General features: G+C 49.6%; 23 protein-coding genes and 2 pseudogenes. 18 read left to right on the top strand and 7 right to left on the bottom strand.

All coding sequences use genetic code 11. From position 1 onward, the window contains the following. Positions 1-126 precede the first annotated feature (126 nt). From W01_RS06185 to W01_RS06145, 9 genes are all read left to right on the top strand, one after another. The gene (locus tag W01_RS06185) at positions 127-1,359 is read left to right on the top strand and encodes a tyrosine-type recombinase/integrase (RefSeq protein ID WP_173053001.1); all 1,233 of its coding nucleotides are present in this window, start codon (positions 127-129) and stop codon (positions 1,357-1,359) included. After that, positions 1,356-2,480 (top strand): hypothetical protein, encoded by a 1,125-nt coding sequence (locus W01_RS06180; RefSeq protein WP_173052999.1) that lies wholly within the window; start codon positions 1,356-1,358, stop codon positions 2,478-2,480. The genes W01_RS06185 and W01_RS06180 overlap by 4 nt, the downstream gene beginning before the upstream one ends. A gap of 268 nt (positions 2,481-2,748) precedes the next feature. Continuing rightward, on the top strand, positions 2,749-2,970 hold the full coding sequence (locus W01_RS06175; protein ID WP_173052997.1) for a helix-turn-helix transcriptional regulator: 222 nt from the start codon (positions 2,749-2,751) through the stop codon (positions 2,968-2,970). Beyond that, entirely contained in the window at positions 2,922-3,263 is a 342-nt protein-coding gene (locus W01_RS06170) for a hypothetical protein (protein WP_173051640.1), read from the top strand. The genes W01_RS06175 and W01_RS06170 overlap by 49 nt, the downstream gene beginning before the upstream one ends. 293 nt (positions 3,264-3,556) lie before the next feature. Further along, positions 3,557-10,873 carry a MuF-C-terminal domain-containing protein gene (locus W01_RS06165; RefSeq protein ID WP_173052995.1) on the top strand — a complete coding sequence of 2,439 codons (7,317 nt, stop codon included), beginning with the start codon at positions 3,557-3,559 and terminating at the stop codon, positions 10,871-10,873. Beyond that, positions 10,755-11,603: an HsdM family class I SAM-dependent methyltransferase gene (locus W01_RS06160; RefSeq protein ID WP_242007074.1), complete on the top strand. Its 849-nt coding sequence runs from the start codon at positions 10,755-10,757 to the stop codon at positions 11,601-11,603. Before W01_RS06165 ends, W01_RS06160 begins: the two co-directional genes overlap by 119 nt. Continuing rightward, a complete protein-coding gene (locus W01_RS06155; RefSeq protein ID WP_173052991.1) occupies positions 11,596-12,666 on the top strand; it encodes a restriction endonuclease subunit S in 1,071 nt (356 codons plus the stop codon). The genes W01_RS06160 and W01_RS06155 overlap by 8 nt, the downstream gene beginning before the upstream one ends. 100 nt (positions 12,667-12,766) lie before the next feature. Beyond that, complete coding sequence (locus W01_RS06150; protein WP_173052989.1) at positions 12,767-13,033, top strand: type II toxin-antitoxin system TacA family antitoxin; 267 nt, start codon at positions 12,767-12,769, stop codon at positions 13,031-13,033. Between the two features lie 3 nt (positions 13,034-13,036). Beyond that, on the top strand, positions 13,037-13,531 hold the full coding sequence (locus W01_RS06145) for a GNAT family N-acetyltransferase (protein ID WP_173052987.1): 495 nt from the start codon (positions 13,037-13,039) through the stop codon (positions 13,529-13,531). A 57-nt stretch (positions 13,532-13,588) separates the two neighbouring features. On the opposite strand, the gene W01_RS06140 is transcribed toward W01_RS06145, so the two are convergent. Next, positions 13,589-14,077 (bottom strand): putative molybdenum carrier protein, encoded by a 489-nt coding sequence (locus tag W01_RS06140; RefSeq protein WP_173052985.1) that lies wholly within the window; start codon positions 14,075-14,077, stop codon positions 13,589-13,591. Next, the gene (locus W01_RS06135; RefSeq protein WP_198421366.1) at positions 14,074-14,697 is read right to left on the bottom strand and encodes an HD domain-containing protein; all 624 of its coding nucleotides are present in this window, start codon (positions 14,695-14,697) and stop codon (positions 14,074-14,076) included. The genes W01_RS06140 and W01_RS06135 overlap by 4 nt, the downstream gene beginning before the upstream one ends. A 91-nt stretch (positions 14,698-14,788) precedes the next feature. Between W01_RS06135 and W01_RS06130 the strand changes: the two genes are divergently transcribed. The 6 genes from W01_RS06130 to W01_RS06105 all read left to right on the top strand — a co-directional run bounded on the left by W01_RS06130 (position 14,789) and on the right by W01_RS06105 (position 20,260). After that, on the top strand, positions 14,789-15,106 hold the full coding sequence (locus tag W01_RS06130) for a helix-turn-helix domain-containing protein (protein ID WP_198421365.1): 318 nt from the start codon (positions 14,789-14,791) through the stop codon (positions 15,104-15,106). After that, on the top strand, positions 15,103-15,630 hold the full coding sequence (locus W01_RS06125) for a hypothetical protein (RefSeq protein WP_173052983.1): 528 nt from the start codon (positions 15,103-15,105) through the stop codon (positions 15,628-15,630). The genes W01_RS06130 and W01_RS06125 overlap by 4 nt, the downstream gene beginning before the upstream one ends. Beyond that, positions 15,608-16,477, top strand: a complete 870-nt coding sequence (locus W01_RS06120; protein ID WP_173052982.1) for an SIR2 family NAD-dependent protein deacylase — start codon at positions 15,608-15,610, stop codon at positions 16,475-16,477. The genes W01_RS06125 and W01_RS06120 overlap by 23 nt, the downstream gene beginning before the upstream one ends. Then, positions 16,474-17,769, top strand: a complete 1,296-nt coding sequence (locus tag W01_RS06115) for a hypothetical protein (protein WP_173052980.1) — start codon at positions 16,474-16,476, stop codon at positions 17,767-17,769. The genes W01_RS06120 and W01_RS06115 overlap by 4 nt, the downstream gene beginning before the upstream one ends. Positions 17,770-17,775: 6 nt before the next feature. Continuing rightward, positions 17,776-18,060, top strand: coding sequence for a hypothetical protein (locus W01_RS06110; RefSeq protein ID WP_173052978.1), 285 nt, complete (start codon positions 17,776-17,778; stop codon positions 18,058-18,060). A 355-nt stretch (positions 18,061-18,415) separates the two neighbouring features. Beyond that, positions 18,416-20,260, top strand: coding sequence for a GmrSD restriction endonuclease domain-containing protein (locus W01_RS06105; protein WP_173052976.1), 1,845 nt, complete (start codon positions 18,416-18,418; stop codon positions 20,258-20,260). 152 nt (positions 20,261-20,412) lie between these two features. Here W01_RS06105 and W01_RS06100 read toward each other — a convergent pair whose 3' ends face one another. Beyond that, positions 20,413-20,697: a hypothetical protein gene (locus W01_RS06100; RefSeq protein WP_173052974.1), complete on the bottom strand. Its 285-nt coding sequence runs from the start codon at positions 20,695-20,697 to the stop codon at positions 20,413-20,415. Between the two features lie 567 nt (positions 20,698-21,264). On the opposite strand from W01_RS06100, the gene W01_RS06095 reads away from it, so the two are divergent. Next, complete coding sequence (locus W01_RS06095) at positions 21,265-21,576, top strand: hypothetical protein (protein ID WP_173052972.1); 312 nt, start codon at positions 21,265-21,267, stop codon at positions 21,574-21,576. 281 nt (positions 21,577-21,857) lie between these two features. Here the strand turns inward: W01_RS06095 and W01_RS06090 are convergent. The 3 genes and pseudogenes from W01_RS06090 to W01_RS13890 form a co-directional block, all read right to left on the bottom strand. Continuing rightward, a pseudogene (locus W01_RS06090) lies at positions 21,858-22,373 on the bottom strand (IS1595 family transposase); the annotation flags it as partial. A 156-nt stretch (positions 22,374-22,529) separates the two neighbouring features. Further along, positions 22,530-22,979: a hypothetical protein gene (locus W01_RS06085; protein WP_338140709.1), complete on the bottom strand. Its 450-nt coding sequence runs from the start codon at positions 22,977-22,979 to the stop codon at positions 22,530-22,532. A 106-nt stretch (positions 22,980-23,085) separates the two neighbouring features. Beyond that, positions 23,086-23,433, bottom strand: a complete 348-nt coding sequence (locus W01_RS13890; protein ID WP_198421363.1) for a hypothetical protein — start codon at positions 23,431-23,433, stop codon at positions 23,086-23,088. An 88-nt stretch (positions 23,434-23,521) separates the two neighbouring features. Between W01_RS13890 and W01_RS06080 the strand changes: the two are divergent. Continuing rightward, a pseudogene (locus W01_RS06080) lies at positions 23,522-24,209 on the top strand (IS630 family transposase); the annotation flags it as partial. A 64-nt stretch (positions 24,210-24,273) separates the two neighbouring features. On the opposite strand, the gene W01_RS06075 reads toward W01_RS06080, so the two are convergent. After that, entirely contained in the window at positions 24,274-24,750 is a 477-nt protein-coding gene (locus tag W01_RS06075) for a hypothetical protein (protein ID WP_173052971.1), read from the bottom strand. A 271-nt stretch (positions 24,751-25,021) separates the two neighbouring features. Between W01_RS06075 and petA the strand changes: the two genes are divergently transcribed. Beyond that, positions 25,022-25,531 carry a ubiquinol-cytochrome c reductase iron-sulfur subunit gene (petA, locus tag W01_RS06070; RefSeq protein ID WP_173052969.1) on the top strand — a complete coding sequence of 170 codons (510 nt, stop codon included), beginning with the start codon at positions 25,022-25,024 and terminating at the stop codon, positions 25,529-25,531.

Raw genomic sequence — 25,531 nt, 5'->3', positions numbered from 1 at the left:
CCAGTGAATACTGGACATTGTTGTGAGTAGATAGTTCAGCGCAGTGTGGTAACGTTCCATTTCGTCCGAGCGTAAGCCGTGGTAACTTTCGTGGTAAGTAAATTACCACGGTGAGGAGTTACCACGATGGCTACGAATCTGTTATCTGCTGCCGAATGCAAGAACACCACCAGCAATGGCGCAGGCATCCGCAAACTCCATGATGGCGATGGTCTTTACCTGTGGGTTTACCTCGATGGCCGGAAGTATTGGCGGGTGCGTTACTGGCAGGCGGATAAGGAAAAGTCTTTATCGCTTGGAGTCTATCCAAAAGTCACCCTGAGCGAAGCGCGGAAAAAACGCGATGGCCTACGCAAGCAACTGCAAGCCGACCTCGACCCCTCCGCCGAACGCAAAGCCACTAACCTGCGTGAGAAGCTCGCCAATGTAAATTCCTTCGAGGCCGTGGCGCTGGAGTGGTACAACAAGCAACTGCATACTTGGGTGGAGCACCACGCCAGCGATGTGAAACGCCGCCTTGAGAGCAACATCTTTCCCACCCTTGGCAAACGTCCGATTGACCAGATAAACGCGCTGGAGCTGTTGGAAACCATCCGCAAAATAGAAGCCCGTGGCGCAGCATACGATCTTGCCCACCGTGTACTGCAAGTGTGCGGGCAGGTATTCCGCTACGGTATCGCCACTGGGCGCTGTACCCGCAACCTCTCCACCGACCTGCGCGGTGCACTCACACCGCATGTAAAGAAACATCAATCCACCGTCCGCCACGAAGAGCTGCCCGACCTGCTGCGCGCTATTGCCAAGTATGACGAAACCGGCGACAAACAAACCCATCTTGCCCTGCAACTGCTGGCGCAAACCTTTGTGCGCACCAATGAGTTGATCGGTGCGGAATGGACTGAGTTCGACCTCGACAATGCCTTGTGGATTATTCCCGCCGGGCGCATGAAGATGAAAACCGAGCATGTGGTACCGCTGGCAGAGCAGGCACTCGCCATACTGGCCGAACTCAAGGAAATATCCGGTGGCAGCCGCCTCGTGTTCCCCGGTCGCAACCGGGATAAGCCGATTAGCAACAACACCATGCTATTCGCCCTTTACCGCATGGGCTACAAAGGCAAGATGACCGGCCACGGCTTCCGTGCGGTGGCTTCCACCATCCTCAACGAAACCGGCTTCAAGCCAGACGTGATCGAACGCCAGCTTGCACACCGCGAACGCAACGAGGTGCGCGGTGCGTATAACCGCGCCGAATATCTACCCGAACGCAAGAAGATGATGCAGCACTGGGCGGATTATTTGGGTTCGATAGAAGCGGGCGCGAAGGTTGTTCCGCTGCGCGTAGGCGGTTTGGCGTGAGTAAAGTTACGATGACATTTGGTTCTCTATTGAAGGTGCTGGATGGCTGGTTTGACAAGCCATTGGCAGAATTGCCTGGCGCACTACGCCACCGCGTCGAAACGGATTATTCACCGATGCCTTGGGATAATGTGTCGCCAGGCAATCGGCGCAGCGTGGCTGAGCAATGGGATTGTCAGCATGATCCGGCGATGGAGAATGAACGGCAATACTGGTGGGATTTCTACATACGCATGGATGAGCTTAAGAAGCAGATTGAGACGTGGACGGCTATTGCGATACCGACAGCCACTGATCTTGCGCAGAAGGAAACCCGTCTCGCCGAATTGCAACGCGAGCTTGCCAATATGAAAAAAGAAGAAAAACAGCCATATAGAAACCCCACTGGCCACCAATGCAATTCAAATGGCAAGCAGGCATCCGTAACCACGAATTCCGCAGGTAAGCCGGAATACATCGCCTACCCGAAAGCCATGAAGTTGTTCGCGAATCGCTTGGAGGCAACGCCAGAAGAGCTGGCTGCTGGGCTATTTTTTGGGCCGGGGCTGGAGCTAGGCGGCATTACAGCCTACCTGAATGCAAATGAACTTGATCCGCCGCCGAGGTTTTATTACGCAAACTATGTGGGCAGCTTCGACTATCTCGCTCCGCTGATGAGTTGCTGGTTTCTCGCAGAGGAGATTGCCAACTTTCAACCCACTGAGCGCTACATCACAGGAAATGCGCTGATTGAACGCTGGAGTAAACAGCCAAACATCCAACCAGTAGCCTACATTCTGGCCAAGATCGCCGAATCGCGGCTTATGGATTGCCAGCCGATCTACGGAAGAACGGAAGCAACCGTTTCCGGGGCTGGATCATTTCCGCCACTCGAAACTGGCCTGTTTCCGCTCTCTCATATCGAAGAGATTGAGGCATCCGATTTTGGTAGCGATAAATTAGACCGGAGCAATTTTGTCAAACCGCTCAATGCCCCGATCAATGCTCTGTCAAAGGGCGAATTCCTCGTCAAAAAAACCCGGATTGATGCAATGAGCGCAGAAATTGAAGAGGTGATATTGGAGCTTGGCAAACAAGCCACGCCATACGAGATCATGCAAAAACTCAAGAACCGCGCTTAAACGGGAGGCTGCATCACCGAAGTCAAACCTGATTATGTCTTATGGGTAAATGAAAGTGGCGAACCATCGAAGCTGGACATGAAAATGCTGAGAAAGCGCCCTGAGCGCCGAATCAAAAAGATCACGATAATACCCCGTTAACGTCCCGCTAAGACTCCGCCAGCACCGCTAACGGGACGCTTTCCCGCTTACCATACTGGCTCTTTTTTAATATGTAGGATTCACTCGTCGGCCAACACTGGCCTTATTTAGACGGGAGTAATCCACAATGAACCACCTACCTGAAGTAGGCTATCCTCGCCTCTCGCAGATCATCGGCAACCCAAAGGCAAAGCCGCCGATCCCCGCTGTCATCCCCGTAAGCAAATCGACCTGGTGGGAAGGCGTTAAGTCTGGCCGCTACCCGCAGCCAGTGCGGACGCTTGGGCGACGCATCACTGCATGGCGCGTGGAAGACATCCGCGCACTGATCATACGGACTTCGGCCTAGCATTGCTGATCCTTGTATCACGCTATGGCGACCGCAAACGCCCCCACCTCTACGCACTCACATTCTTCGCCATCGACGAATGCGGGGGCAAGCTCGACATCAAGGCAACCGAAAGGCCGATGAGCACATGGCGATTACACGAACCGTTACCCCCACTGAAAATTAGAATCACTCCCCCGCCCGGCGGGTTAAATAAGGCCGATAAGACACGCCCGGCGTGTGACCCCAATCAGGTGGATAAGCTATATGACACGTCCGCCGTGTCAAATCAGCCCATTCCAGAAATAATATGACACGCCCACCGTGCACCTTTCTACATTGCCATACCCTAGCATATTGTTCACGGTGTGCTGAGTCATGAGCAAGCGCCACCCAAACTATCGCCACGTCAAAGTTCATCGCAACTACTCCGTGGAAGATGTTGCTGATTTATTTTGCATCCACAAAAATACTATACTCAATTGGAAAAAAAGCTGCCTCGAAACAATTGATGACGCAAGGCCGATGCTATTTTACGGTCAGACGTTGGCTACCTTTTCAGCCAGAGCCATCAGAGCCGTCGAAGCTTTCCAAAGCAGAAGTCACCATGCGCACCAAAACGGTCAGCAAACTGGAAGACCCTGCGCTGGAGGCGATTATTGCCAGCGCGGAAACCAATCCACCTAAAACGCCATCGGCAGAACTGATATATAACCTTGCGCTGGCAGAGCGCGAGCGAAGAACAAATGAAGCTCCTGTTGCCGAACAGCCGGAAATTGAACAGAGTCAGTCGACTAATCTTAGCGAAAATCCTAGCGAAACTACGCCTGAAATTGGCAGTCCGGTGGGAGTTACTCAAGAACAGGTAGCGGCGACAGAACCGGTTGATCCGGTTATTGCGGCAAGAAGCGGGGACAAAAACGCACAAGACAGATTGGCTGCACTAGGCGTAGAGTGGAATGAGTCTCCGACAAAATATAGAATGATTGGAGAGGAAGAGCTTGCATCGGTATTGTCTGGCGCTCCGGTTTCGTCCAGCCGAAGCACGCATAGCGATACTGGCGTAACTGATGTTACCGACAATCCTGATTACGGCAATGTACCGGCATCGTCCAAATACAGAGTTACCTATAAAACCTCTCCTGATTTTGATAGTCAACTCGGCACTACATTACGACTTAAAAATAAAAAAGCTGGCGAATACCACCTTACAAGACCTTACGACCTTAACGATATTGCTACAATCGAAGAGCGGCAAGAGGATGGGCGCTGGAAGGTAATTCATCCATCAGACACGGCGACTACCTTGCCGAGCAAGACGACACAACAACAAAGCCCTTCCACGCCTCTGCCTGCAAGCGCACCCCGGGAGGACGCTCAAACAAGCAAGCCAGTCGATGACCAGCTCAGACCTCTCCGAGCGGGAATCCTGAAGTACAAGGGTGAGGGTAAAACCAAGACAGGCAGCAAGGTATTCTACGATGCTACTGAACGCCTTAAGGCAATCACAGGGGGTGCCGCCGGAACATCGTTAGCAGCACAGCATCTTTGGTTCAATTCCAAGCGCAAGATACTTGCCAAGAATGGCGATGCCGAAGCAGCGGCATTATTTGAGCAGGTAGTAGTGCACCTTAGGGAACGCATCAAGACTGCGAACAAACCGGTGCCAGTTAAGATTAATGATGCTGTCAAGACGGCGGAGGTTGTTGAGTCCAAGCCGCAACCAGAGAGCGCACCGGCCGATGCTGACATCGGTATAAAACTACAAGATAAAATTGACCAGAGTTACGAAGATGCGGTCAAAGAATACAATGCTCTTGATAATAAAGAGCTAGGCATTACATCAAACAATGGCAATATCCTGGATACCGATCTTGCTCGCGAGTTATCTCCAGAATATCGTAACAACAGGTCCAAGTCATCCCAAGTGCACGATGCAGCTAGTGCGTTTATAAAACGCATATACGCAGACAAGTTATCAAAGCCAACCCCGCAAGACAAATCGCCAATAGTATTATTTACCGCTGGGGGCACGGGTGCCGGGAAATCTGCCAGCCTTAGAATGCCGGGAATTCGCCCTTTGGTCGAGAACGCAGAGATTGTTTACGATACAAGCATGAGTAAGCTTGAATCATCTATATCAAAGATTGATCAAGCATTAAATGCCGGTCGTGACGTTCGTATTGTGTATACCTACCGTGACGTAGCAGATTCTTTTGTTAATGGCTCATTGCCTCGCGCAGAACTCATGGGGCGTACCGTAGAAATTGGTGCGCATATTAAAACCCATGTTGGCGCAAGCGAGGTCATAAGAAAACTATCGTCTCTTTATGCAGGCAACCCGCGTGTAGTTTTTCATTATGTCGATAACTCACATGGAAAAGGTGGTGAACGAAAGGTAAGCTTGACGAACTTGCCACATGCAAACGATAATAATTTAAAGGAGAAATTGCATGGACACCTCACAGAAGAACATAAAAACGGAAAAATCTCAGACGCCACACTACGTGGAACCGCGGACTCCCGAAATGCAGAAGAAGATAGACGAGTTCGACAAGGGCCTGACTCAATACCTAAACCGAAACAACCCCAAGACTTAAACGCCGAAGTCTCAAAGTTCGTACGGCGCGGAGATTTTTGGAATTACTCAGGAGACCGTGTAGCGGAGATTGCCAAAGCGCTTGACTTAACCGTAACTAGTCGCAATGGCGCTAAGCTGGTCGGGATACCCGATCATCTGCGTGCCAAGATGGAGCAGCAGCTACGCGAAGCCGGAATTAACGCGGAGTTTGAAAAGCCCACAGATGAAGTCTCAAAAGCCAAAGAACACCTAGACGCAGCAGGCATTCAAGGCAAGGAACGACTAGACACAATCGGCGCAGTAAAGCGTGGTGAGGTTACGGCTGAGGATGTAGCTGAGGCACACGCACAAGCAATTAATGATGTGCATAAAAAAGACGAAAATATTAACACGTCAGAAGAACGTGTTAAGAAAAGCGACATATCGAATACACAGGATGGCGATGTACGGCTATCCCTTGTAGGGTCTACAAAGGATCGGCGGATTTCCTTCGCTGACGCTTCCGCTATCGTTGACAGGATTGCCCTCATTGCGAAGAAAGACTGGAATCTCGACGTCGTCTTGGTTGCGTCGCATGACGCGCTGCCGGAAAAAGTAAAAGCAGCCATAGCCAAAGATTACGGCAAGGACACAAAGGCCAAAGGTGTAGTTCATAACGGTATCGCCTATATAGTTGCGGATGAGCATACGTCACAAGCGGACGTTGAAGAAACCATCCTACACGAAATCAAGGGGCATGTCGGGGTTCATCGGTTATATGGCAAGGATATACGGCAAAAGCTGAACGAATTGTACCTGGCTATTGGAGGGAACAAAGGGTTATCCGCCATTGCAAGAAAGCGTGGCATTAACGCTGACCTGAGCGTTTATTCACATCTGCTTAGCGACTCGAAGATGACGGACGATCAGCGTGTCCAGGTAATGATGGATGAAGCGTTGGCGCATATCGCACAGAATCCAAAATTTTCCGATCGGGTGAAGGCTATCGTTGGTTTAATCCGGGCGTGGCTGCGTGATAACGGGTTTGCAAAACTGGCTGAGTATGGCGAAACCGACTTGTTGCATATTCTGGATCAAGCCAATAATGCGCTGAAAACCAAGACAGGTGATGCGGGCGGAACAATGCTGATGGTTGCATGGCATGGCTCACCGCATGACCATGATGGTTTCAGTATGGATAAGGTTGGAACGGGGGAAGGGGCGCAGGCTTATGGGCATGGCCTTTATTTTGCTGGGAGCAAGGAGGTGGCGGAGTGGTATAGAAATAATTTATCCTCGCCAACAGACGTTATATCTGATGGGGCTATTAAAGAACTTGAAGCGAGCGTCAAGTTTTTACCAAAAAAATTACGCAAAGAAGCTGGCGATGTGATCAAACGCCTTGGTACAAATAGTCACCTATACAGCATAAAAAATGATGTAAATAAATATGGGTCTAGCGAGATTTATGAATGGCTAACAAAAATAACAGATAGAAAAGGCCGTCTATACCAAGTAGAACTAGCACCCTCAGAAGATGAATACCTTCTTTGGGATAAACCGCTAAGCGAGCAGAGCGAGAAGGTAAGAGCAGCTCTTTCAAAATATAACCTTGAATATCCTATATCCGATACAACAAAAGGTGAGGATATCTATATTAATGTAGCTCTTGATACTAGCCGAGGCCTTGAAAATAGTGGTTACAAAGCCGCCAGCGATTACCTTCACTCTCTCGGCATACGCGGCATAAAATACCTGGACGGCAGCAGCCGCAGCATACAATATGAAGTTGTGTTATCCACCAGCAAAGGTGAGTATGCGCGTAAACAGTTTGACAAAAAACAAGCAGCGGAAGCTTACGCTGAGGAGAAACGTGGTGAAGGATTTTCCGCAAAGGTGCAAGACAACGAAAATGCAAATAGCAACTACGTCATATTCAACGATGAAGATGTAAGCATTACGGCAAAATTCAGTCGCCGCATCCACGGTGACAAAATGTCAGCCAGTGATTATGTTGTACCTGAGACGCCGGAATTTGACGGCAATATGAATGGAGATTTAGCGTACACACCGCAAAGCGCGGAGAAGAAAGGCATTGAGCAATTGCCGATTAGACTGCCTGTTGGTATTGCCCGTGAAGCGCATCGTGGATATGGAATTAGCCACATTAAAGCGGAAGGCGATGCAATCAAATCCCGTCGCCCACCAGGTTATACCGACGATGAAGCTGAAAATTATAGTCGGCATGTAGCAACGATTGCTAAGTCTTTTAGTGAGATTTATAAGGATGGAAACAACCTGATTCTGAGATCAGCAAGAATGAAAGAGGCGCTGGTGGTGTCCGAGCAAACGGATCGTGAAACAGGAGAACGATTTTATTCTGTTGTCTCGCTCAGGCCAGCAGAAAAATTAGTATGGGGTGCGCCTGAATGGCTCACCGGGCGCGCATCGCTTCCCGGTGATAGGCTGCTGCAACCTAGAGCCTCCGATCCGTCGCCTGACCATGATTCGCAGCAGTCAGACCGTCTAGTGCAGAGGAACCAAACCAGTAAGTATATTTTTGCACAAAATGATGATGACCGTCAACCGAAAAATAAGACCGTCGTAACACATAAAAAACGCCGCGCTTATACGATGGGAGAGATAAAAGAATCACAATCCAGCGCGATAGGCGGTCAAACCGTCGAATCCATCACCAAGGCCACTGCCAAACTGCGCGCAAGCTGGCTAGGTTTCAAGCAGATCAAAATCATACAGTCGGTTAAGGAAATCCCGAACGAGCTTTATCTTCGCGCGCTGCGAGCTGGCGCGGCAATTGATCAGGGAACCGAAGGGATCTACGATCCGAAGACGAACACCGTCTATCTAATTGCCGATAACATTGCGTCGCCTGAACGTGCTGTGTGGGTCGCAATCCATGAGGTCGTAGGCCATGGCGGGATTCGAATGCTTAATGCGCCAGTTGCAAATACACTAAATTTTGCAGCCAAGAACGGATTTGTGACTAAGCTTGCCAAGCAGATTGCAGCGGATCGCGGTGAGACTTTCGATGCCAGGACGCATACCGATGAGGCTATTGCTGAGCTGGCAGCAGCCACTATCACAGGCAATGTCGATGCCATCCTTGAGCGTTACGGCGTAAAAGTACCTATGGCTATGCGTAGCAACCTGTTGGGCATGATTAAGCGTGTAGTGGATGCGATACGAAACTTCGTTGGTCGCGTGACTGGCAAGCCTGTTGAAGAGGTTAGCGACGGCGAAGTGCTCGGGCTGATCCTGCGGATGAAGGAGGCGGCTGAGGGTAAGGCGCAGGAATATGACACGGCTGGCGTGTCAGATGGCGCGCTGGCGAGCTTACAAAGCACTAAAGATGCGTTTATTTCAGCACTTGGCAGGTGGTTCTCTATGCCTGAAAAATTTAGAGCAAGCGGGCTTCCTATTATAGTTGGAGAGACGCCGCTCGTGCTAAAGCAAGTAGGCGCAGAGCCCCATCCAATAAGTATTGACCGTGGAACCTTGATAAAGGTGACCCGCGCTCATGGAGAATTACCGAAGGGCCATGGCATCACCAAAGAACAACTAGAGCAACTGCCTGACGCTCTTGCAAATCCACTTGCTATATTCGAGTCCGCCCCTATCAATGGGGTGCGCCGGAAAGATGGCCGTGTTGTGCTGACTACCATGAGGGATGGGCAAAAGGAAAGGGTTGTTGTCGCTATTCACCTATCAAAATCCGCTGGCCGTTCGCATACCATCAATGACATATCGTCTGTGCATGGAAGAAGCGATGCAGAAATAAAGCGATGGGTTGATTCTGGTCTGACCTTATACTTTGATGACACTCAAAATGGAATAAGCCCTGAGTGGCTTACGACAGGTCGGCTGAAATTGCCTGCTGTGGTTCAAGCCGCTCAGAGCTTAGGTAATAATGTACGCTTAAAATCAGAAATTGTACAGGATTCTGACCAGCCCCTTTCTTCTCGCGCACCATCCCAGCAATCAATCCCCGGCACAGCACAGCCACCGGCCAAACCACCACGGCAGGGCAATATTCCACTGCAAGGTGGACAGACTGGCAATAACGCCTCGTGGGATTCGCCAGAGCCTTCGATGCTGGACGACATCGCGTACAAACTTCAGGACAAGAACATCGACCTCAAGCGGGTATTGCAAGCCATCAAGTCAACCGGCGCTCAGGTTGCCAACGATTTCAATACCTATCTTCAAGAAGAGCTGTTCCACGGCAGGGCGGCCAAGCGCACGCAGGATTTTGTAAATACCGAACTTCGGCCAATGATGGTTGAAATGAAGACACGAGGGATTAAGCTTGAAGAGATCGACGCATATCTGCACGCCCGCCATGCCAAGGAAGCCAACGCGCTGATCGCGCAGCGCGACCCGAACATGGCGGACGGAGGTTCAGGCATGACAAACCAGCAGGCGGATGATTACTTTGCCAATCTGCCACAACTCAAACAGCAACAGCTTGGAGCTACCGCAAAGCGAGTAGATGCAATCATCGCAAAGACGCGCGAATATTATGTTTCATATAACTTGGTATCGCGCAATCAGGCAAACGAATGGGCGGCGATGTTCAAGCACTACGTCCCGCTGATGCGCGAGGATCACGACGGCGGCATGGGTATCGGGCAAGGATTCTCGATTAAGGGCAAGGAGGTGAAACACCGCACTGGCTCTACCGCTGCCGTGGTGGACATATTTGCCAACATCGCCCTGCAACGCGAGAAGGCAATTGTCCGTGGCGAGAAAAACCGCGTAGCGACATCGCTATTCGGGCTGGCCTACCTCAATCCTAATCAAGACTTCTGGACTGCCGGCACAATTCCGACTGAGCGCGTACTGAACGAGAAGACCGGGTTGGTGGAAGTGCGTATTGATCCGATGTTCAAGAGTCGCAATAGCGTAGTGGTCGCAAAGATCAAGGATAAGAGCGGAAACATCCAGGAGCGCGCAGTCGTTTTCAACGAACGCAACGAGCGTGCCATACGCATGGCTGAGGCACTCAAAAATCTGGACGCGACGCAGTTAGGTGGATTGCTTGGCGTATCTGCAGTCATTACCCGCTATTTTTCCTCGATCAATACCCAATACAACCCTATATTTGGCGTGACCAATTTGGTGCGAGACGTAGGCGGAATGACGCTCAATTTGTCTTCTACGCCTATCGAGACATATCACCGATCTATTTGCAAGATTAGCCAACGTCAAAAAAACCAGCACGGTGCTGGATACTTGCGCCGGAACAGCCGGATTTTTAGTGTCGACCATGCACCAGATGATGAAGCAGGCCGTCACTCAAGTGGAAAAAGAAAGGATAAAAAAGCGTGGTCTGATTGGCATTGAAAATCAACCAAGCATGTATGCGCTAGCTGCCAGTAACATGATTTTGCGAGGCGATGGTAAAGCCAATCTCTACCAAGGCAGTTGTTTTACTCCGGCCATTATTGATGAGATCAAAGAACAATTTGAGTGTGATGTTGGATTGCTGAATCCGCCTTACTCGCAAGGTGATGCTGCTTTACATGAGCTTGTTTTCGTCAAGCAGATGCTAGATTGCTTAGCGAAAGGCGGAATAGGTATCACCATCGTACCGATGTCTTGTGCCATATCCCCACACCCTTTGCGTGAGGAGTTAATGCGGTATCACACGTTGGAAGCCGTTATGTCCATGCCTGATGATCTTTTCTATCCGGTCGGTGTGGTGACTTGCATTATGGTGTGGATGGCAGGTATTTCTCATTCTATTTCGGACAAAAAAACATGGTTTGGCTATTGGAAAAAAGATGGCTTCGTGAAAACCAAACACAATGGTCGTGTTGACCTTAATCACCAGTGGGAAAATATCCGAAATCGTTGGGTAGAGATGTTCCGTAATCGCGAGGTTCATGCTGGAGAAAGTGTCATGCAAAAAGTGACGCATAAAGATGAGTGGTGTGCAGAAGCTTACATGGAGACGGATTACAGCAAGATATCGCAAGCCGATTTCGAGACTGTTGTCCGCAACTACGCCATATTTAAGTTGTTGGGTGCGCAATCAATTGATGCCAAAGAATTAGAGGCATCAGATGATTAGAATCGGTGATCTGTTCGAGGTGAGATATGGAGTTAACCTTGAGCTGAATAGAATGTTGCTTGATTCTGCTGGCGTAAATTTCGTATCAAGAACTTCCCGGAATAACGGCATTTCTGCAAAGGTAGAAAAGCTGCATGACGTGGAGCCTATAGAAGCTGGTGTGCTCACTGTTGCAGGTGGCGGATCGGTACTTGAAACGTTTTTGCAGCCAGAACCATTCTATTCTGGACGTGACCTATATTATCTGAAGCCAAGGGAGGATATGACTGATGCAGTCAAGTTGTATTACTGTGCTTGTATCCGCGCGAACAAGTACCGCTACAGCTATGGACGGCAAGCGAACCGAACCTTGAAAGACATTGAAGTTCCTGCTTTGGCAGAAGTTCCTGCATGGGTTCACCAGGCAAACCCGCATCAGTTTGATCATGCAGATATTCCCGCTTGCACAAGCGAAAAATTAGTTCCGCTTAACACGGAACAGTGGGGCATCTTTTACCTGAATCGACTCTTCGAACTGAGAAAAGGGAAGGGGCTAACCAAGGCGAATATGATGCCTGGAAACGTGCCTTTCATTGGTGCCATTGATGGCAACAACGGCCTCACCGCTTTCGTCGGTCAAGAAGCCCTCCATGAAACAAATACCATCACGGTGAATTACAACGGAAATGGTGTCGCCGATGCTTTCTATCAGCCAGCGCCGTTTAGATGCTCCGACGATGTAAATGTTCTGTATCCGAAATTCACAATGACGGCGGAGATCGCGCTATTTATCTGCACGATTATTCGCATGGAGAAGTATCGGTTCAGCTATGGACGTAAATGGCATCTTGAGCGCATGGAGCATCCGTTATTAAATTGCCAACAGACCAAACCGGGCAACCGGATTGGGATTTCATGGAAAACCACATCAAGATTCTGCCGTTTAGCTCGCAGCTATAGGCCGATGCCGTGGTTGCTTCATTCTGCTGACTTCAGCTTCACCGCAAAATTTGCTTTGGAGCAAATGGGAAACGTGGCAGGTGAGGCGGGAACGAGCAACGCAGTGCGAGCCGTCGTAGATTGACAAGGCATAGCCATAATTAATCTGATCAGAATTAACCTGATAGTTGCGTGTGCGTAAAAATGACGTACAATAAAGCCATCAAGTTTTTGGAGAAGATGCCATGCCGACCAGCCTTGCCAATGAATCCGCCCGGATCAATCTGCGCACCAGTGCCGAAGCGAAGGCGATGATCGAACGTGCCGCTATGCTAATGGGAACAACGGTTTCCAGCTTTATGTTGCAAAACGCTTTTGAGGCTGCGCGCCGGATTGTGTCGGAAACCGATACGCTGTTGTTGACCCAGCGGGACTTTGAGGCGTTCACCGCATCCATCGAGAAGCCCCCCAAACCTAATGTTGCTTTACGCAAATTGATGGCGCGTCGTTAGGCAATGGTTGCCATCCAGTTGCTGGGGGCGGAGCATCGTCGCGAAGCGTTTGATTGTGGCGATGCGGCACTGAATGATTTTCTGCTGCGCCAGGCCGGGCAGCAACAACGGCGTGGTTTCGGCAAAACATATATTGCACTGGCTGACGATGGCGTGAGCGTCATCGGGTTTGTCACGGTGAGCGCCGGTCAGGTTGCCACTTCCGCATTATCTTCCCAAGCTAAATTGCCGCGCTATCCCGCTCCCGTTCTGCGCATCGGACGATTGGCGGTGGATGCGCACCATCAGGGCAGCGGAGTGGGGCAGGATTTGCTGGCGTTCGCTTTGCGTTTGGCCGTGGAGTTCTCGCAACGGGTGGGGTTGTATGCCGTGGTGGTGGATGCCAAGCATGACCAGGCAAAAGCGTTTTACGTGAAGCTGGGGTTCATTGTTTGCGTGGATAATCCGCTGAGCTTGTATTTACCGGTCGCTACGCTGGAGCGGGCGGCTGCGGTATAGGCTTCGCCTAGACTGCATTCGTCTTCAAGCCCCACCGCAAAACTTCTTCAGATCAATCTATCCCACCCCGCGCCCGCCAGACGAGCCAATGGTGCTGCCAGTGATTGCATCGAGAACTTTTATCACGAATACACCGATGTCAGGCTCCTTGCTGGATCGAGGCCCCGCCACGTTGAGAATTTCGATCTGGGTCGAAGTCAGCCAACTGGTGATTGCATCTTGCCAGTTCATTTCTGAATGAATATGCAGCCAGGGTTTGCGCAGATGTTTGGCGAATGAAACCGTTTGTTTGCTGCCGCCGCTAAGTTCTGGGCTGATTGTCAAGATAAGTGTGGCATCTGAATCATGGACGTTGGCCTTGTTGCGCTGTCGATACCCGCCACCATCCGGCATTTCAGTCAGTTGGTATTTCGCCGGAATGACCCCATCTTCAGCCATGCGCCCGGCTGGACACCATCCGCCATACGGAATGTCATGAGCAATAGCCCAGTCAAGTGCGGTGCGATCCGCGCCAGTTTGTCCGCCGGAAATAATCTTCGTAATCATAGAAGGGCACTCTCAGAGATGCGTTCATTGAGAAGCACACTTACCTTGTTTTCTACAGCTTGAAACTCTTTGCTTAGCGCCATTGCTGGTGCGACATCTCGCTCTCTGAAAATTTCAGATAATCGGCAGTAGTACCACAGCACCTCATCCTTTCCCGCACTGAAATGATCAAAAACTGATAATCCTGATTCAACAAGATCAAGATGGATCGTTTGCAGGTTGTTCAGCTTGTCGCAAGCAGAAACCAATAACACATTAGGCGTGGCATCCTTCAAATGATCCAGATAAAACTCCTTGCGCTCACGCCATAGCGCTTTTTTGCCCGTTACGGGATCAGGTTTGCCATCAGTGCATCCTTCCACAATTCGCAATACTCGATCACCAAATACAGAGATGCGACTGACCCAATCCACCTCTGGGTTGCCGTCTTCCAGCACGTCATGCAGCAAAGCAGCAATGGCCTGATCTTCGTCACCATCGTAGCGGACGACAAGAGAAGCTGCCGCAACGGGGTAGTAAATGTAAGGAACCGGCACTCCCAATTTATTTGCTGTGCCTTTCCTTATTTGTCCTTCATGCGCATCCATTGCAAGCGTTAAGGCAAGATTGAATTTGTTCATTATCAGTTCCTTCGCAAATTAAACTTTTTCTCGACATTTATCCGATCAGGTTATATATTGCTCGACATCGAATAATAATTACTAGAAAATTATGATCAGTTGCCGCCTTTCCACCATCCTGGGCGCGAAGCGTCTCAAAGTTTCCGACGTATGCCGGGCGACGGGTGTTGCGCGTGCCACCATTGATCGCTACTACTACGACAAGGTCAACAGCTTCGATCGCGAAGTGCTATCCAAGCTGTGTGATTTTCTGCAAGTAAAGCCTGGCGACCTGCTCGTAGTGGTGGAGCAGGGCAAGCTGTTTGATGCGGATTACGCAGTCGCGCCAAGCGGCTCTGCATATCCTGTCACGGCAGAAACGGTATTCACCGGAAATGAGATATTGAGAGAACCTGCGCAGAAACCATGAACGACGCCAACTATCCCGTTTTCAACACCGGGCAACCGGAAGAAGAATTGTCAGAATCCGTCATCACACTGATCGGCGAATTGATCGAGCGCGATAACGTGCAATCTGTCTCATGCCCATTCAACAACAGTAAAGTTTGGCGCTTGCTTGTTGCCGAGCAAGTGTGCAGAGCCGAACAAACTGGCAAGCCACCACAACAAGCATTTACCTTGGCTGGCCCGGATAGTGGCTTTGGATTTGACCCAGCCGATTGGCGCGGAGAAGTCAGCATTCCTTATGAAGGCGCATTCATGGCGGATTTATTCGTCGCCCCCAAATGGCGAAACTTTATCCGTGAATCCAATTCGGTAACATTAAGCACCGCATACCACTATCTACTGATTCAACGTGACTTCGGTGAATTGCACTGCGCTACACGCCGAGACATTGGCGATGGCTGGCTACTCTATGAATCCACACGCCCCTATGTGAAAGTAGATGTATTCGGAGAACAGTATCTGCATGATCACACCAACGCCAATTGAAAGCAGTATCAGGCGTGCCACCGAGCTAATCAGTGACGCGTATTCCCTCGTTATCACTGCCGGTGCTGGCATTAGCGTGGATTCCGGCTTGCCCGACTTTCGCGGCAAGGAAGGATTCTGGAAAGCTTACCCTGCACTGGCCAAATCGCAAATCGGCTTCACTGATATAGCCTGTCCCGATACCTTCGAGAGTAACCCCAAGCTTGCCTGGGGATTCTATGGGCATCGGCTCAACCTGTACCGTAATACCAAGCCGCACATGGAGTTTCGCTACCTCCGCGCCGTCGCCAAACAGCTTGATGGCGGCGCATTCATTTACACCAGCAACGTGGACGGGCATTTTCAGCAGTCCGGCTTCTCGCTAAACAACATCGTGGAATGCCACGGCTTGATCCATCATTTGCAATGCCATCAAGCCTGTACTCAGGAAATCTGGGAAGCAACCAAATTTACGCCGGAGGTCGATGAAGAGCATTGCGCCTTGACTTGCCCATTTCCAACTTGCCGAAATTGCGGCGGTATTGCCCGCCCGAACATCCTCATGTTTGGGGATTGGCACTGGGTGAATTGGCGCACCGAATTTCAAAAGGCGCGTTTCCAGGAATGGCGCGAAACGGTTTATCGCCCCGTCGTCATAGAAATTGGCGCTGGCATGGCTATACCGACAGCACGGGAGTTTGGCGAAAGACTGAATGCACCTCTGATCCGCATCAATCCAATCGATGCGCAAGTCAATCGGCTTGGTGATGTTGCACTTCAAATGGGCGCATTAGAAGCGATATCGGCGATTTCCAAGAGTCTCGTCGATATGGGTTTCCTCGAAAAATCACTTGAACAGCAACCATGAATGCCCCCGTCCGCGCCAAAACCTACAACTTGCCGCTGCGCTCCAAGCTATTGGAATGGCTGGATGCCAGTCCGCAGAAAGTCGCCTCTCCACAACAATGGCAAGGCATGTTGAACAATCTACAAAACGTGCGCAACGAGGAAATTGAGCGCGCAGAATTAACCGATTTCAATTTTTACTACAAACCAGATTTCCGTATCGGCAAAGAGGAGCTTATTGAAATTGCGGAGTGCAAGCTCGCCTCGTGCCGTCCCATCCTGAAGTCATACTGGAATCAGGCTTTCCGCCCCAGCCTGGACGTAAAAACCGTTACTGATCAATTACCCAAGCGCGTGGAAAAAAAGGCTAAGCGGTTTGTTGAAAAGGCGCAAATCTGTTATCAGCATCCCTCCATAGGCTACTGGATTATTCGCAGCGGCTATGAAGACATTGTGACTGTTGCGCCGAACTGGATTGTGCTGGATCACAAAGGCAAGATGCTCACCAGTTGCTGGTTTGCCAGCGCGCTGGAAGCCTTCGATGCCATGCATCAATCCATCCGCAAAACCTTGAATGACTACGGGCAGGAGCAGCCGATTGCCCGCTATGATGAATACGCATTTTTGGGCGGTAATAACTATCAGGAATGGTTTATCTGCTTGCCCAAGTGGCCACTGCCTTACCGAGATGGTCATTTCAAACTGGATCAATTGCTGGTACATATCCGCACCACTGAGCGCATAGACCACGACGGCAAACCGTTGCTGATGGTGGAAGAAATTCAAAGCCCGTGGCACGCCGATATTCGTAAATATGGCAGCACCACTGATAAAAATGAAGTCGGGAACAATGATCTTGTCGCCGACGCACCTTTTGCCAAGGAATGGCACGAGCTGGCTATCAAAGCCGTCATCGCGCTGGCAGTTAAACAAAACTGCACACAGATAGGTTTCACCACCGGCGAGCAACAATGTGAGCGCTGGTGGAATATGAAAGGACTGATGAACCTCTATGACTTTGATATTCCAAAATGCTTAAAGAAAATTGCATTTCAATACGATTGCGTCAATGACTGGACGACCATTAGCACGCGCAAACCTATCGGCAAAGTGCGCCGCACACCGAAAGGGGAATGGATTGTGCAGGATGCGAACAAAGCCGCAATTGCACCATCGGTCAAAAGCAAAGATGTCGCGTTGCATTTCCTTAATGATTGCAGCACACCGGTGAAAGAACAAATTCGCGTGCTGCAAGTTTCACCTGCACTCAAGCAAGCAATGACGGCAGGTGAAATCCCATTATTTGGCTGGTAACCCGACATGAGTCTACCAGTCGCAACCATCAAAAAACTCCCGCCCATCACCAAGCAATGTGCCTTGGTGATTGCAGCGCGGGTGTTAACCCCTCATGGCGGGCAATTCAAATGTTACAGCCAGAAACCCGATAGCTGCCGCATCTACGGCATCAATACAGATCAGCCTTGCTGGTATGTCTATGTACCTTGGGAAGATGGAATGCTGGCGCTGCGGAGTAGTCGAGTGATAGTAATTTCAAGGTTGACCGGTAAAATTCTTTTCAATGGATCGGCAGGAGACGAGGGCTAAGGGAACGATTACGTCTAGCCTGCCACACTTCCCATCCGTCCCAAGGGACTCCTAACGCTGATTGTTAAATCGGGTAGTGTTTTGTAAACAGCACTGTATCAAAGCTGTAACCGTGGTAACAAACGTGGTAACTATTGAAAGCGTGTGGTGCCACATTGAGCAATGACAAGGCTTGCATGCGATAATGTGAAAGGCACCCTCGCCAAGAACTATGCATAGCGCCACTTACGTGGCGTTTTTATTTACTGCTCATGTTTCTGCCTATGATAAATAAATCGAGCTACGGAAAAGTATCATTGCCGGAAGCCATAGTGTGGTTGAGCAGGCAGTTGCATAAATATAAACGGAGATTACTTTGAGTACTTTTGATAGCACCAAGCGTTTGTTACCAGAAATACTCAACGATATAGTCAAAGGAAAAGTACAATTGCCTGATTTTCAGCGCGGTTGGATTTGGGATGACGATCATGTTCGCGGGTTGTTAGTAAGTGTTGCTCGTTCTTTTCCGGTCGGGGCGGTAATGCTTCTCGAAACAGGCGGTGAGGCGCGTTTTCAAGTGCGTCCTGTAGAGAATGTACCCTTTGCAGATGGCATTCCTGATGCGGAATTGCTCATCTTGGATGGGCAGCAGCGTTTGACTACCTTGACGCAAGTGTTGTCATTGAATAGTACTGTTAAAACTTACAACGACAAAGGTAAGGCAATCGAGCGGTATTACTATTTTAATATCCAAATCGCGTTGGAAGGACAGGTACACCTTGAGGATGTGCTGATTGCTGTTGGCCCAGACCGCAAAGTAAAAGCGAATTTTGATAGGGACTTGGTGTTGGACTTATCGACTCGTGAGTTGGAATGTCGTCAGCTCTTTTTTCCGTGCAGTGAAATTTTGAATTCCGATGCTTGGGAAGAAGCGTTACAGGAATATGTGCCCGAACATTTCAATACGTATATGAAATTCCGTAAGGAGGTAATGAACGCTTTTCGTAACTACCAATTACCAATCATTGAATTGAAGAAGGAAACCTCGAAAGAAGCAGTTTGCTTAGTATTTGAGAAGGTGAATACCGGCGGCGTGCCTCTTTCCGTGTTTGAACTGGTAACGGCGAGTTATGCAGCAGATGGTTACAACATGAGGGATGACTGGTTCGGTAGTAGCTTGCGCAAAGTTGAGTCGCGTCAAAAACGTCTGAGCAAAGAACCAATGCTGAGTGGTGTTGAAGCGACGGATTTCCTCCAGGCAATTACAATGTTGCATACGCTAGAACGTCGAAAATTAGATAATGCAGCTGGTAAGACAGGCAAGCAAATTGCCCCTGTGAGTGCAAAGCGTGTGGCAATTTTGTCATTACCTCTTGAGGCATACAAAAAGTGGGCGAACGAGGTTGAGGCGGGCTTTATGTTGGCCGCTAGATTCTTGCGAAAAGAATGTTTCCTGAGCCCTTCAGATTTGCCCTGCCGCACGCAATTGGCTCCGTTGGCATCCGTGCTGGCTTTACTTAAGGAACGCTGGCTTGAGCCTCGCATCCATGCAAAGTTGACCCAGTGGTATTGGAGCGGCGTGTTGGGCGAGCTGTATGGCGGTGCAGTCGAGACACGCATTGCGAACGATGTGGATGAGTTGTTGTTGTGGATTGATAAAGATGAGGAATTACCTCGAACTATCACTGATGCGACATTCCAGCCAGATCGCCTTGATCGTCTATCATCGCGCCTGAGTGCTGCGTACAAGGGAATCAACGTTTTGGTGTTAAGAAGCGGCGCGGAAGACTTTTTCTGGAAGGCCAATATCCGTGAATTGGATGCAGAAGATGTAGCACTCGACATCCACCACATTTTCCCGCAGGAATGGTGCGAAAAACAGAAAATTCCGCGCAAGGTTTACAACGCCATCGTCAACAAAACTCCGATCTCGTACAAAGCCAACCGTATGATCGGTGGAATTGCGCCATCGAAATACTTGGAGAAGTTGCAGCAACACAAGCAGGTGCTGCTTGATGATGCAAAAATGGATTCCATACTAGAAAGCCATTTGATTCCTGCTGGCTTGTTACGTGCGGACAACTTCGATGAGTTCTATCGGCAGCGTAAATTGCATTTGCTGAGCTTGATTGAAAAGGCTATGGGTAAAGCATCGGTGTCATTCTCTGACGTTGAGAGCGATGATGATGCTGAATTAGAAGAATATTTTGGAGGAATATAAATTACAAAAAAGTGAGGGTTGAAGAGTGTTAGCTCAGTACCTGATCTGACAGTTACCGAATTTTTCGGGTGCCTGTCGATTAAATTGGATTTAGACTTTTTCCACTCCAAACCTGTTTTCCACTGAATAACCTTTCCAACGGCGTTCTGCCATTACAAAACTTGCTCTGATGAGTTTTTTTTATGAACTAAACATAGAAATGGCTGAGCTAGTAACTGCAAACTAACCAAATAGGATTCGATAATGTATTCAGGAGGAGGGAGAATATCCGCCACCAAATCTTTACCTTGAACTATGCGGTGATAAATTGGGCCATTGACCTTCAGCTCATTTAGCGTCTTGAATGACCACATGCCATAAATAGAGAAGCCGACGACAACGGACAAAACGATTAAGCCAAAACGATAAGCTAATTTGATGCTACTCAGTATTTGCATGCAAACCTTTTAATTTGCACTTCACCCAAATAGGCTTTTGGCTCAACATCGACAGAGTAGTGATTAACTTTAGCGATAGCTTAAAGTTACCCAGATGAGGAATCGCATCATTGCTCATAGGTCACTACCACAAAGCGGTAGTAAAAAACGTACACTTTCAAACTTTAGGGTTTTTGGGCGGCCAGTTTAGATGGTTTTTAAGTGTGGTGAACATTGTTATTTATTTGATAATTAACAATGTTATTGTTGACTGTGGTCCTGTGAACCAAGGGTCGGACGTTTGAAACGCTTCGGACGTACTAGGAATTGCGGTTGGCTATTAACACGACAAGTCAAATATTTTTGGTCGGTAGAGTCGAAATTATGCCACTTTAATTAAAGTTAATACTTGTAATAAAAGTATGAATGATTAATATCTTTAATGCCGGGCAACGAACAGAATATTTTGAAAGGGCTTGATATGGTGCAATTTAAAGTGGTAATCGATCGTGCTTATACGTAAATTAAAGTATCAATTTTCTGTTTTATTTCATAAATATTTTACCTATACAAATGGAGGAGTCATTCATGAAAATTTTTTTTATGAATCTGGCAATTGCGTCATGTTGTGTAATGGGAAGTGCCTTAGCTCAAGTTGATTCCCAAGAAGATCCTGAAAATGGAATGAATAAAAAATCTGGCACATCTGAAAGCAATAGCACTGTTGGTACATCGGGAGGGATGAGTATTTCTGATTCGTTTGGAGTAATTGATCCCTCTGGATCATCCCGTGTAGTTGATCCATCGGGCGCATCCGGTGTAATGGGTCTGCCTGGTACATCAGGTGGAACCAGTAGCTTTGGTTTGAATTCCGGTTTAGTCGGAGGATTTGGACATTAATCTTACAAGTTTTAATATAAATGACGCGTCCTTCGTGTTGTGAAACGCCTTACTTCTACAGTGACCGAAAGGACAGTAGTATGATCGACTGATAATCCTCGGAGGCTTTTACACTTGTTCCCATAAATTGTTATTCATGGTCTCATATCAAAAATTTATTTAGGCTCTATATTTTGCCAGCCCATTATCTCCTTGTGAATTGTGTTCGGGGTAACTGTCGGGGAAGAAAACATAGTTTAGATTTACGGGTTTTATTTAGGCTGTGTTCGCAAATCATGTTGTTAGACCGTTTCACCGATCGCCATAGCCAGCCACTGCTGGGGTTTCGGTCCATTGCCTTTTTCACGGTCAAGGGCACGAAACCAGCCGAAATAGTTGGCCAAGTAGCAGGTGGCCACACCGCGAAACTTTTGTACCCAGGCTTTGAGCCGGCTGTGATAAACGTTGACATTCTGCACGTGCCAAGCACCGTCGACGCGGATGCCTGCTGACAGGTTGACAGCGTGATGCTCGATGCCCAACTTACGTGCTGCGCCGGCAAACGCCTTGCTACCGTCGGTACAGAGTACAACCTCTTTCGCCAAGAACGGTTTCAGCGCAACAGACAACGTTGTCATACCCATTGCCTTCAGCACACAATCCATCGTCGCACCGGCACGATCACGAGCAACCAGCACCTGTTCGTGCGAGAAACCGCGCTGGGTGGCTTTCCCGCCGCGCTTTCGTGCCTTGCGATCCAGACCGCTCCGCTTTCCCTTGAACGACAGCAAGAACATTGTTTCGTCAGCCTCGGCAATTTCAACCGCTACACGCTTACGCTGATCGGGCGTCAGTTACCGCAACGCGGCAGTGATTCGTTTCAACTCCGGCCTTCTCATTTCTGCCTCCTGCATGAACCGGTGCACATGCACCTTGATATACAGTATGCACGTCAGAGTGGCTCACCAGATGAGCTACCAACATGATTTACGAACACAGCCAAGCAAAAACCAGCACAACACGAAGAAGTGGATGGTCTGGGCTGCTTGCCGGTTAAGTATTTTTGCGAACCAGCCGAGCTTGTTGGCGATGGCTGGACCCTGCATCAAGCCGGTGATGATCGCTAGGGGAGCGGCAATGAACACTGTGATGAAGTAGGTGAGTCGCTGCAAGCTGTTATAACGGGTCCAGGCATGCTCTACGGGAAAATTCAGCGACCAATACTGAAGAGCAGTCGAGAGCGCGTTGGGAAAAACCGCCCAGGTCGTCGGCACCAACCTCTGCCATTGGTCGGTCGTAAACAACAATATGAAAAAGAACGTGCCGTTTATCACCCATAAGAGATTGAAGGAGAAATGCCACCAGCGGGCGAGCCCTATCGAGTGGCGAATGCCCGGAATGCCCAGCCATTTCGGGATGGTCACCGAGTCATCCTTCGAAGTCCAGATCCGATTCCGAGGAACTTCCTTTTGGAAGCGGAACCACTCCGTGCCAGGGGTGCAATCGCGCTTCCAATATAGGCGTGGGTGGTCAGTGAGGATCTGTATACCCGCGCGGATGATGAACACCATAAAGAACAAATTGAAGAAGTGCTACAGGCGCAGCCACCAGGGAAAGCCGGAGTAAACCGTGGGCGCGGACGCAGGTGTGCCCGGGTATCGCGCGTAACTCTTGACAGACAGCGACGCAGACGATCAAGTTCGCGGTCACAATCGGGACGATCCACAATGCATTCATCCAACGCTTGCCGATATGAAGACGAGGCACTACACCTGCTTGCGGAGGCGTCCAATCGCTCAGGCGGATGCGGTCATCCGCGGTGGTGAGACGCATCTCAAGGGAATCGTGGGGTGTCTGAACTTCGCGTGAATTCGTCATAGGAACTTCGCGTAGAAAGTAATGGGATTAGGCCGATCTCGACGTCATGTGCGAGAAACACAAGTGTACTCGATGTTGCTGCGCCATGGCCCATGGACTCAAGCCGCATCGGGTCGGGTCTTTCAAACTTTCCAATGATACACATTTCATTGAAAAACTTGAGGACATCGCTGGCCTGTACCTCGATCCGCCCGAGCATGCGCTGGTGCTGTGTTGCGATAAAAACGCAGATTCAGGCACTTGACCGTACGCAGCCTGGCCTACCCCTCAAGCGCGGACGAGAGGCAGAACAATGACTCACGACTACAAACGCAATGGTGTAATGACACTGTTTGCTGCACTGAATATGCTGGATGGCAAGGTGCTGTCAATGACCGACCCACTCCATCGACATCAGGAGTGGCTGAAGTTTCTCAAGATGATTGATCGCAAGACGCCGAGACCAAGGACTGCACCTGGTCGTGGATAACTATGCAACCCACAAGCACCCAGAGGTCATGGCTTGGCTGGTCAAGCACCTACGCTTTCATATCCATTTCACACCCACCAGCTCTTCATGGCTCAACATGGTCGAGCGGTTCTTTCGCGACATTACAGACAAACGCATTCGTCGTGGCGCCTTCACCAGCGTGGCCGAACTGGAGGCCGCCATCAACGAATATATCGCTGTGCATAACGCCAGACCAAAGCCGTTTGTCTGGACAGCAAAGGCCAGCGACATCCTCGCCAAGGTCACCCGCGCTCGTACTACCTTGAATAAGTACACTTATAATTGACGCACTACGCTAGTGCCGTATCCATCTTGTCAACGCCCTGCCAGAAAGGTTTGCTGCCCATCCATTAATTTTGCAACCAGTGCCCATCGGCCTGCTGGGTAGCGATGAGGTAAATCAAAATGTTCTGCGCGTTAGCAATATAGCCGAGTGTCACCAGCGCGCTGGGCATCTTCACGATCGCGCGTCCACACCAGATAGTAGCTACCGCGTCTGCTGCTGGCATCCCCCATACCAACACCAAGCTGGCTATACACGCGCCGGAAAGGGTGTGATCTTCGTGATATTTGACGACAGACCCAGCAAAATAAATTGGAATCGCCATTCCATGCTGGAGACCCAGCATCTTGAACATGGGAGCCACGTCAATCGGCTTGGCCCCGGCGTTGCTCTTCTTTTCCTTGGCATGTACCCGTGCCAAATCAGGTTGAAAGGCTTCCCAGTTGACCTGGGTATTGAGTTTCACCAGCGGGTAACCCATCACCGTCAACTTGGCGGTGTGTGTCTCAACATCAAAAAAGCTAGGGTATTTGGGTGTGAGCATGGAAAGATTGGGTAGAGCGGTGATGGACGTATAATCTCAAAGTTCTGGCCGTAACTAACGCCTCAGGGAGCGATTGGTGGCGAATTTTAGAAGTGCCATTAATGCGACAGAACCGGCTTGTAAGGATGTCTGAGTGTTTTTTGAAGCGTATTTTTACTTCGTACTCATGACCACGTTCGCTCTTTCATCGAATTTATTGTGAAGGGCAGAATGCAGGCGTAGGATGCGCCGTTAAATTAGTGATCGGTATTATTCTCAGGGGGGCGGCAAGATGAAGAAAATGATTTTAAACGATGGCGATCGCCGCAATTTTTTAATCAAACTGACTTCTGTGGTTGGTGGCGCGGGCGTAGTCGTAACCTGTATCCCATTTGTCGACAGCATGAATCCGAGTTCAGATGTGCTGGCGAAGGCAGAGACTGAAGTGGATCTATCCGATATTGCGCTGGGAGCAATGCATACCATCGCCTGGCAGGGCAAGCCAGTGTTCATTATGCGACGTACGCCAGAGCAGATCAAAACGGCGGGCGCTTCTAATGGCGGGTTCGATCCGGAGCCGGATAGCAAGCGTGTGCAAAAGCCTGGGTGGCTTATCGTAGTCGGCGTCTGCACGCACATGGGATGTGTGCCGAACAAGGAAGGCCCAGGTTGGGTATGTCACTGTCACGGTAGTGAATATGACGAAAGCGGTCGCGTCATACGCGGTCCCGCACCGAAGAACCTTGAGGTGCCGCCGTATCACTTTGTGACGGAAAACAAAATCGTCATCGGAGTGGCTTAG

This window comes from Candidatus Nitrotoga sp. AM1P (assembly GCF_013168275.1).
Lineage (GTDB): Bacteria > Pseudomonadota > Gammaproteobacteria > Burkholderiales > Gallionellaceae > Nitrotoga.
The sequence above is the reverse complement of the archived record's forward strand: the minus strand, read 5'-3'. Positions and strand labels throughout refer to the sequence as shown.

What these genes read in the sequence shown, in the direction of transcription:
- W01_RS06185 (WP_173053001.1), top strand. Translation starts at nt 127, where the DNA reads ATGGCTACGAATCTGTTATCTGCTGCCGAATGCAAGAACACCACCAGC.
- W01_RS06175 (WP_173052997.1), top strand. Translation starts at nt 2,749, where the DNA reads ATGAACCACCTACCTGAAGTAGGCTATCCTCGCCTCTCGCAGATCATC.
- W01_RS06170 (WP_173051640.1), top strand. Translation starts at nt 2,922, where the DNA reads ATGGCGCGTGGAAGACATCCGCGCACTGATCATACGGACTTCGGCCTA.
- W01_RS06165 (WP_173052995.1), top strand. Translation starts at nt 3,557, where the DNA reads ATGCGCACCAAAACGGTCAGCAAACTGGAAGACCCTGCGCTGGAGGCG.
- W01_RS06155 (WP_173052991.1), top strand. Translation starts at nt 11,596, where the DNA reads ATGATTAGAATCGGTGATCTGTTCGAGGTGAGATATGGAGTTAACCTT.
- W01_RS06150 (WP_173052989.1), top strand. Translation starts at nt 12,767, where the DNA reads ATGCCGACCAGCCTTGCCAATGAATCCGCCCGGATCAATCTGCGCACC.
- W01_RS06145 (WP_173052987.1), top strand. Translation starts at nt 13,037, where the DNA reads ATGGTTGCCATCCAGTTGCTGGGGGCGGAGCATCGTCGCGAAGCGTTT.
- W01_RS06140 (WP_173052985.1), bottom strand. Translation starts at nt 14,077, where the DNA reads ATGATTACGAAGATTATTTCCGGCGGACAAACTGGCGCGGATCGCACC.
- W01_RS06135 (WP_198421366.1), bottom strand. Translation starts at nt 14,697, where the DNA reads ATGAACAAATTCAATCTTGCCTTAACGCTTGCAATGGATGCGCATGAA.
- W01_RS06130 (WP_198421365.1), top strand. Translation starts at nt 14,789, where the DNA reads ATGATCAGTTGCCGCCTTTCCACCATCCTGGGCGCGAAGCGTCTCAAA.
- W01_RS06125 (WP_173052983.1), top strand. Translation starts at nt 15,103, where the DNA reads ATGAACGACGCCAACTATCCCGTTTTCAACACCGGGCAACCGGAAGAA.
- W01_RS06120 (WP_173052982.1), top strand. Translation starts at nt 15,608, where the DNA reads ATGATCACACCAACGCCAATTGAAAGCAGTATCAGGCGTGCCACCGAG.
- W01_RS06115 (WP_173052980.1), top strand. Translation starts at nt 16,474, where the DNA reads ATGAATGCCCCCGTCCGCGCCAAAACCTACAACTTGCCGCTGCGCTCC.
- W01_RS06110 (WP_173052978.1), top strand. Translation starts at nt 17,776, where the DNA reads ATGAGTCTACCAGTCGCAACCATCAAAAAACTCCCGCCCATCACCAAG.
- W01_RS06100 (WP_173052974.1), bottom strand. Translation starts at nt 20,697, where the DNA reads ATGCAAATACTGAGTAGCATCAAATTAGCTTATCGTTTTGGCTTAATC.
- W01_RS06095 (WP_173052972.1), top strand. Translation starts at nt 21,265, where the DNA reads ATGAAAATTTTTTTTATGAATCTGGCAATTGCGTCATGTTGTGTAATG.
- W01_RS13890 (WP_198421363.1), bottom strand. Translation starts at nt 23,433, where the DNA reads ATGACGAATTCACGCGAAGTTCAGACACCCCACGATTCCCTTGAGATG.
- W01_RS06075 (WP_173052971.1), bottom strand. Translation starts at nt 24,750, where the DNA reads ATGCTCACACCCAAATACCCTAGCTTTTTTGATGTTGAGACACACACC.
- petA (WP_173052969.1), top strand. Translation starts at nt 25,022, where the DNA reads ATGAAGAAAATGATTTTAAACGATGGCGATCGCCGCAATTTTTTAATC.